11 protein-coding genes are annotated in these 15,813 nt (G+C 62.5%); 7 read left to right on the top strand and 4 right to left on the bottom strand.

Annotated features, from left to right (window positions below; genetic code table 11):
* Nucleotides 1-52: 52 nt before the first annotated feature.
* The 3 genes from LQ215_RS20860 to LQ215_RS20850 all read right to left on the bottom strand — a co-directional run bounded on the left by LQ215_RS20860 (nucleotide 53) and on the right by LQ215_RS20850 (nucleotide 3,354).
* The gene (locus tag LQ215_RS20860; RefSeq protein ID WP_230152387.1) at nucleotides 53-904 is read right to left on the bottom strand and encodes a CAP domain-containing protein; all 852 of its coding nucleotides are present in this window, start codon (nucleotides 902-904) and stop codon (nucleotides 53-55) included.
* A gap of 194 nt (nucleotides 905-1,098) precedes the next feature.
* Nucleotides 1,099-1,872 (bottom strand): L-iditol 2-dehydrogenase, encoded by a 774-nt coding sequence (locus LQ215_RS20855; protein WP_230152386.1) that lies wholly within the window; start codon nucleotides 1,870-1,872, stop codon nucleotides 1,099-1,101.
* Between the two features lie 171 nt (nucleotides 1,873-2,043).
* Nucleotides 2,044-3,354 carry an ABC transporter substrate-binding protein gene (locus LQ215_RS20850; RefSeq protein ID WP_230152385.1) on the bottom strand — a complete coding sequence of 437 codons (1,311 nt, stop codon included), beginning with the start codon at nucleotides 3,352-3,354 and terminating at the stop codon, nucleotides 2,044-2,046.
* A 273-nt stretch (nucleotides 3,355-3,627) separates the two neighbouring features.
* On the opposite strand from LQ215_RS20850, the gene LQ215_RS20845 reads away from it, so the two are divergent.
* Entirely contained in the window at nucleotides 3,628-4,530 is a 903-nt protein-coding gene (locus LQ215_RS20845) for a helix-turn-helix domain-containing protein (protein ID WP_230152384.1), read from the top strand.
* Between the two features lie 149 nt (nucleotides 4,531-4,679).
* Here LQ215_RS20845 and LQ215_RS20840 read toward each other — a convergent pair whose 3' ends face one another.
* Nucleotides 4,680-6,455: a sigma-54-dependent Fis family transcriptional regulator gene (locus tag LQ215_RS20840; RefSeq protein WP_230152383.1), complete on the bottom strand. Its 1,776-nt coding sequence runs from the start codon at nucleotides 6,453-6,455 to the stop codon at nucleotides 4,680-4,682.
* 284 nt (nucleotides 6,456-6,739) lie between these two features.
* On the opposite strand from LQ215_RS20840, the gene LQ215_RS20835 reads away from it, so the two are divergent.
* The 6 genes from LQ215_RS20835 to LQ215_RS20810 all read left to right on the top strand — a co-directional run bounded on the left by LQ215_RS20835 (nucleotide 6,740) and on the right by LQ215_RS20810 (nucleotide 15,811).
* The gene (locus LQ215_RS20835; protein WP_230152382.1) at nucleotides 6,740-8,212 is read left to right on the top strand and encodes a benzaldehyde dehydrogenase; all 1,473 of its coding nucleotides are present in this window, start codon (nucleotides 6,740-6,742) and stop codon (nucleotides 8,210-8,212) included.
* Between the two features lie 69 nt (nucleotides 8,213-8,281).
* Entirely contained in the window at nucleotides 8,282-9,049 is a 768-nt protein-coding gene (locus LQ215_RS20830) for a coniferyl-alcohol dehydrogenase (RefSeq protein ID WP_230152381.1), read from the top strand.
* Between the two features lie 89 nt (nucleotides 9,050-9,138).
* Nucleotides 9,139-10,788, top strand: coding sequence for a DUF1302 domain-containing protein (locus tag LQ215_RS20825; RefSeq protein WP_230152380.1), 1,650 nt, complete (start codon nucleotides 9,139-9,141; stop codon nucleotides 10,786-10,788).
* A 15-nt stretch (nucleotides 10,789-10,803) separates the two neighbouring features.
* Nucleotides 10,804-12,165 (top strand): DUF1329 domain-containing protein, encoded by a 1,362-nt coding sequence (locus tag LQ215_RS20820; RefSeq protein ID WP_230152379.1) that lies wholly within the window; start codon nucleotides 10,804-10,806, stop codon nucleotides 12,163-12,165.
* 69 nt (nucleotides 12,166-12,234) lie between these two features.
* Nucleotides 12,235-13,338: a WD40/YVTN/BNR-like repeat-containing protein gene (locus tag LQ215_RS20815; RefSeq protein WP_230152378.1), complete on the top strand. Its 1,104-nt coding sequence runs from the start codon at nucleotides 12,235-12,237 to the stop codon at nucleotides 13,336-13,338.
* A gap of 52 nt (nucleotides 13,339-13,390) precedes the next feature.
* Nucleotides 13,391-15,811 (top strand): efflux RND transporter permease subunit, encoded by a 2,421-nt coding sequence (locus LQ215_RS20810; RefSeq protein ID WP_230152377.1) that lies wholly within the window; start codon nucleotides 13,391-13,393, stop codon nucleotides 15,809-15,811.
* Nucleotides 15,812-15,813: the final 2 nt, after the last annotated feature.

Genomic DNA, 15,813 nt, shown 5'->3' with positions numbered 1-15,813 from the left:
TTCATGAACGCCACACATCCCCTGTGGGAGCGAGCCTGCTTGCGAAAGCGCGCTATTGAGTGCCGAACATCGCCGTCCAATAGATCCCTGCATCGCTTTTCGGATCGGTCGCATACCCGGCGCCCAATTCGCGGAATTGCGGGTTCATCAGGTTGGCGCAGTGCCCCGGGCTGGCGAGCCAGCCGTCCACCACCTTGAGCGCGGTGTCCTGTCCGGCGGCAATGTTCTCTCCGATCAACTGGCCCAGGTAGCCGGCCAGTTCGGCGCGGTCGCCCGGCATGCGGTTGTCACGGTCCTTGTGGTCGAAGAAATTGTTGTTGGCCATGGCTCGGGTGTGGGTCACGGCGGCCAGGGCCAAGGTGGCGTTCCAGGCCAGCGGCGTGGTGGCGGCGAAGGTTTCGGTGCCACAGCGACGCGGCTGGGTGCGGGCGCTGTTGATCAGCTTCAGCAGTTTCTGGCCCTCGGCTTGCCAGTCACCCAGGCGCGCCGACAACAGTGGGCGCGCCAGCACGATGCGCCATTCGCGATCCAGGCGGCTGACGCCTATGTCGACGAACTGCGGGTCGAGTACGACCTGGCAAAAGCTTTCCTGGACAGCTTTCATGGCCGATTGCGCATCCCGCGGCCCGGACAGGCTGATGGCCTGCACGTTGACCATTGGATAGGCGGTCCGCGCCAGTGCCTGCTGCAGGTCGCCGATGCCATTGGCTGACAGGATCAGCCGGGAATCCATCGCCAGCGGTGGCAACTCCAGCGAGGCCTGGCCGGCACAGCTTTGGGACTGGCTGCGGTAAAGGTTGATGGACTCGACCAGTTGCGTCTCTTCCGTGGCCGTGGCGCTGGTGGTGAACACCAGGCCCAGCGACAGCACGACAAGACCCATGGCGGATGAAATGGCACGCATGTAAATCTCCCTTGAGCGGACGGCGCCTATGATGCGCAATTTTTGCCCCGCTGGGGCAACGGTATTCACGCTCTCTTGAAATCCCTTGGAACGGCACCGTTGGGTAGCGTTCGGGATGATCCTCAAATAGTGGGATCAACTTTCAGGCGAATAAGTCCATTTCCGTCGTTTCAAGGCCATAAAATCGCAGATCTTCAGCTCATCCAGTTCCCGCCATCGACATTATAGGTCTGCGCCACCACGTACTCGCTCTCTGCCGAAGCGAGGAAAATCGCCATCCCGGTGAGGTCGTCCGCGGTCCCCATCCGGCCATAGGGCACCTGTTGCCCGACCTGGCGCTTCTTTTCTCCCAGCGGCAGGTTTTCGTGGCGGGCGAACAGCGCATCCACGCCATCCCAATGCTCGCCATCCACCACACCAGGGGCGATGGCGTTGACGTTGATCCGATACTTGATCAAATCCAGCCCGGCGGACTGGGTCAGGCTGATCACCGCTGCCTTGGTGGCGCAATAGACACCTACCAGCGCTTCGCCACGCCGACCGGCCTGGCTGGCCATGTTGATGATTCGGCCGCCATGGCCCTGGCGGATCATCTGCCGCGCCGCCGCTTGCAGGGTGAACAGCGTGCCGGCGACGTTGATGGAAAACAGCCGCTCATAGCTCTGTCTGGTGATTTCCACGATGGGCGCCAGGTCGAACAGCGCGGCGTTGTTGATCAGGATATCCAGCTTGCCCACCCGGGCCACCACGGCCTCGATGGCCTGGTCGATCGACGCCTGGTCCGTCACGTCCATTTTGACCGCGTAGGCGCTATCGCCCAGTTCGGCGGCGGTGTCCTGGGCCCGCAGCAGGTCGATATCGGCGATCGCCACCGTGGCGCCCTCGTTGATATAGGCCTGGGCGAATGCCCTGCCGATACCGCGGGCGGCACCGGTCACCAGGGCGCTTTTTCCTTGCAGTCGTTTCATGGGGGTTGTCCTTTTAGAAGTAAAAAAATCAATAACGGGGAGCGTAGGTATCCTTCTGTGGGAGCAAGGCTTGCCCGCGATGAAGCACATGCGGTCTCTCAGAAATCGAGGTGCCTGTATCGCGAGCAAGCTTTGCTCCCACAGAGGGGACACGGGGCGCGGTGCTGATTATTATTTTGGATACCCAGCCCGCTTCATCTCCCGCTCGGTACTCGATTGCGCCGAGGCCAGTGCCTGTTCTACGGTGATCTGCCCGGTGAGGGCGGCGGTGAACAGCTTGCCGACGGAGGTGCCGATGGCCTGGAACTCCGGAATCGTCACGTACTGGATGCCCACGTACGGCACCGGTTCGGCGGTGGGGTGGGCCGGGTCGGCGTTCTGCATCATTTTCAAGGTGATCCGGGCGAACGGTGCGGCGTTGAGGTAGGCGTCGCTGTAGGTGGACATGCGCGTGCCGGGCGGGACGTTGCTGATGCCGTCCTGCTTGGCGACCAACTGGATGTAGTCCTTGGACGTGGCCCAGGCAACGAACGACTTGGCGGCGTCCTTGTGCCGGGAGCTGGTGGGAATCGCCAGTGACCAGGCGTACAGCCAGGAAGCACCTCTGTGGGTCACTTCGATGGGGGCGGCAGCGAAGCCCACGCGGTCGGCGACCTTGCTTTGGCTGGTGTCGGTGATGAAGGAACCGGCGACGCTGGCATCGACCCAGATCGCACATTTACCACTGTTGAACAGCGCCAGGGTTTCGTTGAACCCATTGCTGGTCAGGCCCGGCGGGCCATATTTTTTCAGCGTATCGACGTAGAACTGCGCGGCGGCCTTCCATTGCGGGCTGTCGAACTGCGGTTTCCATTGCTCATCGAACCAACGGGCGCCGAAGGTGTTGGCCAGGGTGCTGAGCAGCGCCATGTTCTCGCCCCAACCGGCCTTGCCCCGCAGGCACAGGCCGTACTGGCCCTGGTCAGGTTGGTGCAATTTGGCCGCGAACTCACCGAGCTGGCTCCAGGTCGGTTGCTCGGGCATGCTCAGGCCGGCCTGTTTGAACAGGTCCGTGCGGTAATAGGTGACGGTGCTTTCGCCGTAAAAGGGCAGGGCGTAGAGCGTGTCGTTGACCGAAAGGCCTTGGCGAACGGCAGGGAAAATATCCTCCAGGTCATACTCGGCGGGCAGGTTGGTCATCGGTTCGAGCCAGTGCTTGGCCCCCCACAGCGGGGTTTCGTAGGTGCCGATGGTCAGCACGTCGAACTGCCCGCCCTGGGTTGCGATGTCGGTGGTCAGGCGCTGGCGCAGGACATTTTCTTCGAGTACCACCCAGTTCAACTTGATGTCCGGGTGCTCGCTCTCAAAGGTCTTCGAGAGTTTTTGCATGCGGATCATGTCGGCGTTGTTCACCGTAGCGATGGTGAGGGTCTCGGCGGCCTGTCCGGCCAGGGCAAAAGACAACCCCGCGAACATGACAAGCGCCTTGGGCACTGTTTTCATGAGCTTCTCCAGAGCTGCGCCTGGGCGCAGGATTATTATTGTTGTGGGGGCCGTGGCGTCGGGTTGAGCGGTTCGTCGCCAATGGCAAGCCGATTACAGCAGCGCCCGTGGAGGCCGACAAACGCAGGGAGGATCGTGCGCTGATACTTTTTTAACGCCCTTGAGCGCGACAGTGCCCGGTTAAAAAAGTATCAGTGGGCGGTCAGGCCGAGGCTGGCGAACCGTCGCGCACTCGGCGTAAGGTGCCCGCTATAACGATAAAAGAGGCGCGACATGCCTGATCACCGCACGCCCCTGTTCGAGCAGCGCCCCGCCGAACTGGAAGTCATCCTGCCTGAGCCCGAACACAGTTTTCGCTGGTATGAGCATGACTACCCGTACCCGATGGCGCGTTGGAACCATCACCCTGAATTTGAAATCCACCTGATCCGCCAGGGCAGCGGCAAACTGCTGGCGGGCGACTACATCGGCCCGTTTGGTCCCGGCCATGTGGCGATGATTGGCCCGGACTTGCCCCACGACTGGATGGGCGACCTGGCACCGGGCGAGCACCTGCCCGGGCGTGACGTGGTCTTGCAGTTCGACGGAGCCACGCTGCTGACCTTGCGCCGAACCCTGCCCGAACTGGGGGATCTGCAGGGCCTGTTCGAACGCGCCCGCCGTGGCCTGGCCTTCGACGGCAACACCGCGCGGCAGGCCGCGCACCTGCTGGAAGCCATCGGCCCGGCCCAGGGGCTGGCGCGATTGACGCTGTTCCTGGAACTGCTGCACACCCTCAACCAAGCCCCTGGCGACGAGGCCTTGAGCCTGGCGAGCCCTTGCTACGCGCCGACCCTCGATGCGCGCAGTTCCGAGCGCATCCATAAAGCCTTCGAATACCTGCAAGCCGAACTCACCGGTGACCTGCGCCTGTCGGTGATCGCCCGCCAGTTGGACATGAGCGAGCCAGGCTTCTCGCGGTTCTTCAAGCGCATCACCGGGCACGGCTTCATCGACCTGATGCGCAAGCTGCGGGTCCAGCGTGCCTGTCGCTTGCTGTTGCAGAGCGAAATGCCCGTGACTGATATTTGTTTTGAAGTGGGCTACAACAACCTGTCCAACTTCAACCGGCATTTTCGGATAGAGATGAACCAGACCCCCAGTGAGTACCGGCGGGGTGCTTTTTCGCCAGCTTGACACAGACTTTTCAGTCACCCAGAAACCAATGTGGGAGCGAGCTTGCTCGCGATGGCGTCAACCCAGCCAGCATCAATGTCAGCTGACCCACCGGCATCGCGAGCAAGCTCGCTCCCACAGGGGAATTATGGTGATCCCAGGTTCGGGGTTTAGTCCGGGACACCCCGTTGATGCTTCTTCAACCGATAGGCGAACTGGGCCCGGCTCAGCCCCAATGAGCGTGCGGCCGCTGCCAGGTTGCCGCTGCTCAGTTGCAGGGCTTCGTTGATCAGCCGGGACTCCAGGCCGTCAATGGAGAAGTCCGAGTCCAGTTGGCTGAGGGACTGGAGCAGTGCCGGTTTTTCCACGGTGTCGTTGGCGGCCAGGCCCATCGGCGAGAGACCGCCGTGCAGGTCCACGGAATACGCGTCCACCGGCAGTTGCTCATTGCGAAACAGATGGACCAGGTCAATCGCCTGGCCTTCTTCGCTGGCGATCAGGCCGCGCTCGATGAGGTTCTGCAATTCCCGCACGTTGCCCGGGAAGTCATAGCGCAACAGCACCTTCAAGGCGCGCATGGTCAGGCCCATCGGGGTGCGGCCGTACTCCTGGCAAAAGCGCTTGAGAAAGGCATTGATCAGCAACGGGATGTCATCGCGACGCTCGCGCAAGGGCGGCAAGGCGATGGGGTAGACGTTGAGCCGGTAGAACAGGTCTTCACGGAATGCACCGTCGGCCACGGCCTTGCGCAGGTCGATGTTGGTGGCCGCCACGACCCGCACATCGACCTTGATGCCGTGGCCACCACCGACCCGTTCGATTTCCCGCTCCTGCAAGGCGCGCAGCAATTTGCTTTGCCCGGCCAGGCTCAGGCAGGTGATCTCATCCAGGAACAACGTGCCGCCATGGGCGCGCTCGAAACGACCGGGGCGTGAATGGGTGGCCCCGGTATAGGCACCGCGTTCGACGCCAAACAGTTCGGCCTCGATCAGGTTGTCGGGGATGGCCGCACAGTTAAGGGCGATGAACGGACCTTCGCGGCGGCGACTCAGCTGGTGCAACTGGCGGGCGAACATCTCCTTGCCGACGCCGGATTCGCCGCTGACCAGCACGGTGGCGGGGGTCAAGGCCACTCGTTGCAAGGCTTGGGTCGCGGCGTTGAAGGCGGCGCTGGCACCGATCAGCGGCTGTTCGCTGTCCGGCAGCGGGGCGGTTCCGGCGACACTGTCGCACTGGCTGTCGGTGCGCGCGACGACCACTGGCGGTGACGCGTTGAGGTAATTGAGGTCCTGCTCGACATCACCCCATTGCTCGGCGGTCTTGCCGACGACTCGGCAGCGTTCGTGCCCCATGCCTCGGCATTCCACTTCGCGGAAGATCACCAGTTGCCCGAACAGCCCGCTGACGAAACCGATGGCATAGCCCAGTTCGGTCCAGCACACCGGATCCTGCCCGGTGCCATAGGCGGCGACATGCTCGTCGGCTTCACAGGAGTGGTGCCAGAGAAACTCCCCTTCATAGAACCCCGAATCGGCATCGAACTTGAAATGCAATGGCTCGACCTTGGTCATGCCTTCAAGGGTGTGCAGATGCGTGCCGGCGCGAAACACCGCCGCGGCGTCGGCATGGGGCCAGCGTTCACGTATCAGCCGGGCGTCCCGGGCGCCGGAGGAATAGCCGGTGCGGGTGAGCATCCCACGGGCCTGTTCCAGCCCCTGGCGTTCGATGATTTCCCGGCGCAACGCACCAAAGGATGAACTGTGCAGCAGCAACATGCGCTGGTCGTTGAGCCAGATACGGCCATCGTCGGGGGAAAAAAACAGACACGCGGTGAGCTCTGCCGTCGTGGGCGAGCTGTTGTCGCTCAGCTCGTTGCTGTCACCCCGTGGACGGAAGTGCTCGGTGGCGATCCGGTGATCCGGCAACTGACAGTGGGGATTATTCATTGTTATGCCCCTGATGGCGGGTGATCGAAATGATCATCTGGCAAGATAGTTATTAAGCATAACTTTATCAAATGAACAAGTGGCGGCTGGCCAGCGGCCACATCGGCGAAGGCCCCATGAACCTTGTACTCGGCGTAGAGCATTGATCCAGAGCCCTGCGCCAGGTTTATCAAGGTCCTCAGACCAAACCGGCACAGCGCTTGCTCAAGCACTTGCACGGCGTTTGCGTCGATACCTTCCAGGTGCGGCAAACGATGACAACAACAAAGAGCCGGGAGTGTTAAATGTCTGCATCCAAAAGCCACCTGTTGTCCCAGGTGATCGAGTCGGAATGTGTCTTCAACGGTGACTGGGTGCCTGCGTCGGGCCCGCTGCAATCGATCATCGAGCCGGCCACCGGTGAGCGGCTGATGCGCTGTGCCACGGCCGACTCCGCCGACATCGCCAAGGCCAGCCGCGACGCCGCCCTGGCGCAGCCGGGATGGGCGGCACTGGGCCCACGGCAACGGGCGGCGATCTTGCGCAAGGCTGCCGACGTCGCCGAGCAGTCTTTCGACGAGCTGGCGCTGTACGTGGCCCGGGAGACCGGCGCCGCGTTGTTCAAGGGCCAACACGAAGTGCGCGAAGCCATCGTGCTGTTGCATCAGGCCGCCGGCCTGCTGTCCCAGGCCCATGGGGTGGTCCTGCCCAGCGAGGCGGGGCGTCTGTCTTATGCGCGGCGCCAGCCCCATGGCGTGGTCGGGGTGATTTCGCCCTTCAACTTTCCCCTGGTGCTGTCCATGCGCTCTGTTGCGCCAGCCCTGGCGGCGGGCAACGCCGTGGTGCTCAAGCCGGATCCACAGACCCCGGTGAGCGGCGGTTTTCTTATCGCCCGGTTGTTCGAGGAAGCGGGGCTGCCCAAGGGCTTGCTGCAAGTGTTGCCCGGTGCGGCGGATGCCGGTGAGGCGCTGTGCCGCGACCCTAACGTGCGCATGATCGCCTTTACCGGTTCCACCGGCGCCGGGCGCAAGGTTGCGGAAGTGGCCGGGCGCAACCTGAAGAAGGTCGCGCTGGAGTTGGGCGGCAAGAACCCGCTGATCATTCTTGAAGACGCCGACCTCGACCTCGCCGCTCGCAACGCGGCTTGGGGCGCCTGGCTGCATCAAGGGCAGATTTGCATGGCCACCGGGTTGATCCTCGCCCATGAATCCATCGCCGAAGAACTGACCCGCAAACTGGTGGAAAAGGCCCAGGCCTTGACCGTGGGCAACGCTGCCCAGGGCGAAGCCGCGTTGGGGCCGCTGATCAACCAGCGGCAGCTGAAACGGGTGCACGACATTGTCAGCGACTCCGTGCGCGCCGGCGCCCGGCTGGAGGCAGGTGGCGAGCACGATCGGCTGTTCTACCAGGCCACCGTGCTCAGCGGCGTGAAACCGGGCATGCGGGCCTTCGACGAGGAGATCTTCGGTCCCGTGGCAACGGTGGTCAGCTTCGCCACCGATGATCAAGCCGTCGAGCTGGCCAACCGCACCGAGTACGGTTTGGCGGCAGCGATCATTTCGCCGTCGGTAGGCCGGGCCATGGCCATTGGTGAGCGGTTGCAGTGCGGCATGTTGCACATCAATGACCAGACCGTCGCCGATGAATGCATCAACCCGTTCGGCGGGCGCGGCGCCTCGGGCAATGGCGGCAGCGTCGGTGGCCCGGCGGACTGGGATGAATACACCCAATGGCAGTGGGTCACGGTCAAGGACAAGGCGCCGGTCTATCCCTTCTGACCGGCAGGTTTACAGGGGCCGATGAGCTGAGGGCCCTGCGAGTGCACAAAAATAATAAGAGGACTCAACATGAAACTCGACAACAAGATCGTGCTGGTAACCGGTGTCTCGTCGGGCATTGGTGCCGCCACGGCGAGCCTGCTGCGCGCCCATGGCGCCCAGGTGATTGGCGTGGACCTCAAGGCGCCGCACATGACCCTGGACGGTTTCGTGCAGGGCGACTTGAGCAGCGCCGAAAACATCGAACGGCTGCTGCCGCAGCTCCCCGCACGGTTCGACAGCCTGTGCAACATCGCCGGGGTGCCGGGCACTGCAAACCCGCAACTGCTGGCCCGGGTCAACTACCTTGGATTGCGCCACTTCAGCCGTGCGCTGCTGCCGCGCATCAACGCGGGCGGCAGCATCGTCAATATCGCCTCGATCCTCGGCGCCGAATGGCCGTTACGCCTGGAGCAGCACAAGGCGCTGGCGCGCATCGAAGATTTTGCCGCCGCGCAAGCCTGGCTGGCCAACCACCCGGTGCCGGACCAGACCTGCTACCAGTACTTCAAGGAAGCCTTGATCGTCTGGACCTATCTGCAGGCCCAACCCTGGTTCCTTGAGCATTCGGTGCGCATGAACAGTGTCGCGCCTGGCCCGGTGTTCACGCCCATCCTCGACGACTTCGTGAGCATGCTCGGCGAGGCCCGGACCCAGGCCGATGCCCATCGCATGAAACGTCCCGCTTACGCCGATGAGGTGGCGGCGGTGATCGCTTTCCTGTGTGCCGACGAGTCGCGCTGGATCAACGGCGTCAACCTGCCCGTCGACGGGGGATTGGCCTCTACCTACATCTGAATGCGCATCCGTAGAACGCGGCGCAAGCCGCTACCCGAGCGTGTTGGCTGCAAAGCCATGCCAAAAAATAACAATAATGAGAAACGTCCATGGATAACCTCAAAGATTGCCTTGGTTTCAAGCATTGCGCCCTGTTCCTGGCGTTATGCAGCACAGGTGTGATGGTCGAACGGGTCCAGGCCATGCAAATGGACCTGGGTGACTCCGACTGGAAGCTGCGCTGGGACAACACCCTCAAATACAGCCAAGCCTGGCGCTTGCAGGGACAGGACAGCCGCTTGGTCAACGCGCCAACCGCCAACGGCCTGTACCCCTCGATCCAGAGCCAGGGCGATAAGAATTTCAGCAGCGGCCTGGTCTCCAATCGCCTGGACCTGTTTTCCGAAATGGACTTGAGCCGGCAAAACTATGGGCTGCGCGTGAGCGGTGCAGCCTGGTACGACGATATCTACAACCAGGACACCGACAGCAGCGAGCAACCGCATTTCCTCAGTGAAACCCGCAAGCTCCATGGGCGCGACGCGGAAATTCTCGATGCCTTCGTGTTCTTGCGCGGGGATCTGGGTGAAGACTCCCAGGGCGTGGCGCGCCTGGGCCGACACAGCCTGATCTATGGGGAAAGCCTGTTCTACGGTGGCAACGGCATTGCCAATGCCCAGGGCCCGACCGATGTCGTCAAGTTGCTCAGCGTGCCGGGGACTCAGTTCAAGGAGATCCTGCGCCCGGTCAATCAGATCTCCGGGCAATTGCAGATCAACCCGCAGCTGTCGGTGGGCGCTTACTATCAGTTTGAGTGGGAACGCTCCAACCTGCCTGGCGCTGGCAGCTACCTGAGCGATGTCGATGCCATCGGCTACGGCAGTGGCCCCCTGCGTGAAGTGTTTGGCAACGACACGGTCAATGGCGGCGATTTGAAACCGCGCAATTCGGGGCAGGGCGGCATGCAGATCCGCTACAAGCCGAGCGGCACTGAGCTGGAATTGGGGTTCTACGCAGCCCAGTATCACGATAAGGCGCCGATCGGGTTGTACGCCTACCTGGACGGTCCGGCGGCAGCGGCCACCGGGTTGCCTATCCTGGGTTCCTATCGGCAGGTCTACGCCGAAGACATCAAGACCGCCGGCGTCAGCTTCTCCACCGCCTACGGCCCGTTCAACTTCGCCGGTGAAACCTCGGTGCGCTGGAACGCGCCGCTGGTGAGCAACCTGCAAGTGGTGACCCCCGGCATGGCGGCCGATGGTGGCGACAATGAGTTGTTCGCCAGGGGCAAGACCGCCCACGCCAACCTGTCGGCGATCTACCTGTTGTCACCCACCGCGTTCTGGGACGGCGGCTCGGCCCTGGCCGAACTGGCCTGGAACCGCACCCTGAGCGTGACCAAGAACGCTGCCGCGCTGGATTCCAACACCACCCGCGATGCCACGGCGCTGCGGGTGCTGATCGAGCCGGCGTACTTCCAGATTGTCGACGGAATCGACCTCACCGTGCCGATCGGCATGGGTGTGGTGCTCGATGGGCGCTCATCGGCGGTCAATAAATCCGGTTTCGGCAATACCCATTCCGGCGACTGGAGCGTCCGGCTCAAAGCCACCTACCTGCAACGTTGGGATGTCGGCCTCAACTACGTGAACTTCTTCGGCGCACCGAAAGCCGGGCTGCGCGAGGACGGCAATTTCAGTTACGGACAGTCGTTGGCCGACCGCGACTTCGTCTCGCTCTACGTGAAAACCTCATTCTAATAAGGTGGATTCGCCATGCAGAACACAACATTCCTGAACACCTGCGTCCTGACCCTGGCCCTGGCCGGCATGGGGCTGGCGCAGGCGGCGGTGTCGCCTGAGCAGGCCGCGCGCTTGAAAACCGATCTGACCCCCTTGGGTGGCGAACGTGCCGGCAACGCCGATGGCAGCATCCCGGCGTGGCAGGGCGGTTATACCCAGGTCACCCCTGGCTACAAACCGGGTGACAAGCGTCCCGATCCATTCGCCGGCGAGAAGCCGCTGTATTCGATCAAAGCCGCGAACATGGAGCAGTACGCCAACGAATTGGCCGAGGGCACCAAGCTGCTGCTCAAGAAATACCCGGACTATCGCCTGGACGTGTACCCGACCCACCGTTCGGCCGCCGCGCCGCAATGGGTGTATGACAACACCAGCAAGAACGCCACCCGCGCCACACTGGATGTGGACAGCGAGAAGGTTTCCAACGCCTACGGCGGTATCCCGTTCCCGATCCCGGAAAACGGCGCGCAAGTGCTGTGGAATTATCGGCTGTCCTGGCAGGGCGGCGACACCATCAGCTCGCCTTTCGATACCTGGCTGATGACGGCCGGTGGCAAGAAAGTCCAGGCGACCCGGGCCCAGTACACCTACCAGTTTCCCTACTACGTCGAAGGCGGCAGCCTGGAAACCTATTCGGGCAAGTACCTGTTGGGCAAGCTGTTCACTGAGTTGCCGTCGTCCAAGGCTGGCGAAGGCCTGATGACCCATTGGGACCTGGACCCGGCCAATCGTGCGGCCTGGCAATATCTGGTCGGCCAGCGTCGGGTTCGCCGGGCGCCGAACATTGCCTATGACACGCCAGACTTCGTGACCTCCGGCGTCGGCCTGTTCGACGAAGCGTTCATGCTGTTTGGGCCGACCGATCGCTACGACCTCAAGCTGATGGGCAAGAAAGAGCTGATCGTCGCCTACAACAATAACCGCGCCGCCCTGGCCAAGAGCGACGACCTGGTCAAGGCGAACTTCCTCAACCCTGACCTGGTGCGTTGGGAGAAACATCGGGTCTGGGTGGTCGAGGCCACGCTCAAATCCGGCAAGCGCCATGTCGTGCCGCGCCGGACTTACTACGTCGACGAAGACTCCTGGCAGATCCTGATGGCCGACGGTTATGACGCCCAGGGCAAACTCGGCCGGCAAATGTATTCGCTGACGCTTTTGGCGCCGGATCTTCCGGTCCTCACCGCGCAGGTCATGTGGGGCAGCTACAACCTCGACACCGGGGCCTACTTCCTCAACTCATCGAGCAACGACCTGGCGGTCCAGTACCAGAAAGTTGCGAAACCTTCGGCGTCCTATTTCACGCCGGATGCCATGGCCAACGAAAACATGCGTTGAACCTGTGGCGGCCGTGGCGAGGAGGAGGTTCGCCGCGGTCGCTTACGATTTTCCAGGCGGAATAACGATATGAACGTTGAAAAGAACTTTGCGCGCCGCAGTCCGCGATGGGGTGTTTGCGCCTTGCTGGGGTGTCTGTTGGCAAGCGTGCCCTGGGTCGCACAGGCCACGACATTGGCAGTGCTGCAACAGCCGGCATTGCCGACCGCCAAGGCCCAGCGCTCGGTGTTGCTCGGGCTGGCCCGGGCCGGCGAGCGTCTGGTGGCGGTGGGCGAGCGCGGGATCGTGCTGCTTTCGGATGACGCTGGCGTGAGTTGGCGCCAGGCCAAGGTGCCGGTCAGCGTCAGCCTGACGGCGGTGCAATTCGTCGATGCCGAGCAGGGCTGGGCGGTCGGTCATTTGGGCGTGGTGCTGCATACCCAGGACGGCGGGGAAACCTGGCAAAAGCAACTCGACGGTGAGCGCGCCATCGCCCTGGCAGTGCAGGTCGCTGAGCGCGATGCCAATCAACCCGGCGGCGACAGCCACTTGGTGCAGGCACGGCACATGCTCGATGACGGACCGGATAAACCGTTCCTCGACCTGTACTTCAGTGACCGCCTGCACGGCTACGTCGTGGGCGCCTACAACCAGATCTACCGCACCGATGACGGCGGGCGAAGCTGGCAGCCGTGGATGCAGCATCTGGACAATCCGCAGGGCTTGAACCTGTATGGCATCCGCGCCTTGGGCAACGATCTGTGGCTGGTGGGGGAGCGCGGTTTGCTGTTGCGCTCGACCGATGCCGGACAGTCATTCCAGGCCTTGAAGTCACCGTATGAGGGCAGCTTCTTCGGTCTGCTCGGCACCCGCGATGGCGCCTTGGTGGTCTATGGCTTGCGCGGCAACGCCTGGTGGTCCGGGGATCGTGGCAACAGTTGGCGACGCCTTGACACCGGTATCGAATCGACACTGGCAAGCGCCCTCGAACTGCGCGACGGCGGCCTGTTATTGGCCAGCCAGAGCGGTGAGCTTCTTTTCAGTCATGACCAGGGTCGCAGCTTTGACAAGCGTCAGAGCCGCAGCGGCGGAACGCTCGCTGCCGTGCAACAGGCGGTCGACGGCAGCCTGGCCAGCGTCGGCTTGAGCGGCGTGGCCGCTGACCAGGATCCGCGGGCCGCAGGTCAACCTTGAAACTTCACGGTGTAGCGCTATCGGGCCACGGCTCGTGCAACAGGAGTCAAACTTGAAAGACGACAGAATCCAAACCGTGATCGGCCGCCAGGAAGACTTCGACCGGGCGTCGGGCAACTTCGCTGAGCGAGCGATCTTCAACCACCGACCGCTGGTGATCCTGCTGTGCCTGCTGGTGACCTTGGTGCTGAGTTGGCAAGCCACGCGCATCGGTATCAATGCCAGCTATGAGAAGACCATTCCCACCGGGCATCCCTACGTCGCCAATTTCCTCGAGAACCGCAGTGAGTTGAGCGGCCTGGGCAACTCGTTGCGCGTCGCCGTAGAGGTCAAGCAGGGGAGCATTTTCACCAAGGACTACCTCGACACCCTGGCCAGGCTCAACGATGAGCTGTATCTGCTGCCGGGTGTCGACCGACCCTACATGAAGTCATTATGGACCCCGACCACGCGCTGGACCGCCGTGACCGAAGACGGGCTCGACGGCGGCACGGTGATCCCCGACGACTACGATGGCTCGGCCACCAGCATTGAGCAGGTGCGGACCAATGTGGCCCGCTCCGGGGAAGTCGGGCAACTCGTCGCCGGCAACTTCAAGTCCAGTGTGATCTTCGTGCCGCTGCTGGAAATCAATCCGCAGACGGGCAAGGCGCTCGACTATGGCGAGTTTTCCCGGCAACTGGAGGCGCTGCGCGACAAGTACCAGACCGATGACCTGCGAATTCACATCACCGGCTTTACCAAGATCGTCGGCGACCTGATCGAGGGCATGACCCAGGTACTGCTGTTCTTCGTGGTGGCGGTACTGGTGACGGTATTGGTGCTGTTTGGCTACACCCGTTGCGCGCGCAGCACTCTGGTGGTGGTGACCTGTTCACTGGCGGCGGTGCTTTGGCAACTGGGCCTGCTGGCCCTGCTCGGTTATGAACTGGACCCTTACTCGGCCTTGGTGCCGTTCCTGGTGTTCGCCATTGGCATGAGCCATGGCGCGCAGAAGATGAACGGCATCATGCAGGACATCGGCCGAGGTACGCACCGGGTGGTTGCCGCGCGCTATACCTTCCGCCGACTGTTTGCCGCCGGCATCACCGCTTTGCTCTGTGATGCGGTGGGCTTCGCCGTGTTGCTGTTGATCAACATTCGGGTAATCCAGGACCTGGCAATCACCGCCAGTCTTGGGGTTGCGGTGCTGATTTTCACCAACCTGATCCTGCTGCCGATCCTGCTCAGCTATATCGGCGTCAGTCCGGCGGCGGCGCAACGCAGCCTGAGTGCGGAAACCACCGAGCAACAGGCGCAGATCAAGCATCCGCTGTGGCGTGTGCTTGATCTGTTCACCCAACGGCGCTGGGCCATGGGCGCCATGTTGACGGGTTTGCTGTTGGCCGCGTTTGGTTTTGCCGTGAGCCTGCACCTGAAAATCGGCGACCTGGACCCTGGCGCTCCAGAGTTGCGTGCCGACTCGCGCTACAACCGCGATGCGCTGTTCATGACCCAGAACTATGCGGCCAGCTCGGATATTTTCGTGGTCATGATCAAGACCCCGGAGGATCAATGCACCCGTTACGCCAGCCTGTCCGCGGTAGACGCGCTGGCCTGGCAACTGGAGCAATTGCCCGGCGTGGAATCGACCACCTCGATGGCCGCGCTGAGCAAGATCGCCACGGCCGGTTATAACGAAGGCAACTTCAAATGGTATGAACTGATCCCCAATGACGGTGCACTGGGTGCCGTGCAAACCCGCGCCCCGCGAGAGCTGTTCAATCAGGGCTGCTCGATGCTGTCGCTGTACGTCTACCTGGCCGATCACAAGGCTGACACCCTGAGCCGGGTGGTGGAGGCCAGTGAGCAATTTATCGCCGGGCACCCGATGCCAGAGGTCAAGTTCATGCTCGCGGCCGGCAGTGCGGGGATCGAAGCGGCGACCAATATCGTGGTGAAAAAATCCATGCGCGAGATGCTGTTCTGGGTCTATGGCGCAGTCAGTCTGCTGTGTCTGGTGACCTTCCGCAGCTGGCGCGCAACCCTGTGCGCGATGCTGCCGCTGATGCTCACCTCGATCCTGTGCGAGGCGCTGATGGTGGGGTTGGGCATGGGGGTGAAAGTCGCGACACTGCCGGTCATTGCATTGGGTGTGGGTATTGGCGTCGATTATGCGCTCTATGTGTTGAGTGTGATCCTGGCGCGGATGCGCGCCGGCGACACCCTGGCCCAGGCGTATTACCAGGCGCTGCTGTTCACCGGCAAAGTGGTGTTGCTGACGGGCATGACATTGGCGGTGGCGGTGTCGACCTGGGCGTTTTCGCCGATCAAGTTTCAGGCTGACATGGGGGTTTTGCTGGCCTTCATGTTTTTGGTGAACATGCTGGGAGCCTTGATCTTGCTGCCGGCGTTGGCTTGGTTGCTGTTGCCGCAGAGGGTGTTTGTAAAAAAGCCTGAGTTGAGTCGGCGGGAGCGGTGGGTTAGGGGGTGAGG

The sequence above is a fragment of the Pseudomonas brassicacearum genome (assembly GCF_918698105.1).
Classification (GTDB): Bacteria; Pseudomonadota; Gammaproteobacteria; order Pseudomonadales; family Pseudomonadaceae; genus Aquipseudomonas; species Aquipseudomonas brassicacearum_F.
Note: the sequence above shows the minus strand (reverse complement) of the source record. Positions and strands in the feature narration are given on the sequence as shown.

Bases quoted from the DNA above. Each gene is read 5' to 3' on its own strand.
- LQ215_RS20855 (WP_230152386.1), bottom strand. From the start codon at position 1,872: ATGAAACGACTGCAAGGAAAAAGCGCCCTGGTGACCGGTGCCGCCCGC.
- LQ215_RS20835 (WP_230152382.1), top strand. From the start codon at position 6,740: ATGTCTGCATCCAAAAGCCACCTGTTGTCCCAGGTGATCGAGTCGGAA.
- LQ215_RS20820 (WP_230152379.1), top strand. From the start codon at position 10,804: ATGCAGAACACAACATTCCTGAACACCTGCGTCCTGACCCTGGCCCTG.
- LQ215_RS20840 (WP_230152383.1), bottom strand. From the start codon at position 6,455: ATGAATAATCCCCACTGTCAGTTGCCGGATCACCGGATCGCCACCGAG.
- LQ215_RS20815 (WP_230152378.1), top strand. From the start codon at position 12,235: ATGAACGTTGAAAAGAACTTTGCGCGCCGCAGTCCGCGATGGGGTGTT.
- LQ215_RS20860 (WP_230152387.1), bottom strand. From the start codon at position 904: ATGCGTGCCATTTCATCCGCCATGGGTCTTGTCGTGCTGTCGCTGGGC.
- LQ215_RS20830 (WP_230152381.1), top strand. From the start codon at position 8,282: ATGAAACTCGACAACAAGATCGTGCTGGTAACCGGTGTCTCGTCGGGC.
- LQ215_RS20850 (WP_230152385.1), bottom strand. From the start codon at position 3,354: ATGAAAACAGTGCCCAAGGCGCTTGTCATGTTCGCGGGGTTGTCTTTT.
- LQ215_RS20825 (WP_230152380.1), top strand. From the start codon at position 9,139: ATGGATAACCTCAAAGATTGCCTTGGTTTCAAGCATTGCGCCCTGTTC.
- LQ215_RS20845 (WP_230152384.1), top strand. From the start codon at position 3,628: ATGCCTGATCACCGCACGCCCCTGTTCGAGCAGCGCCCCGCCGAACTG.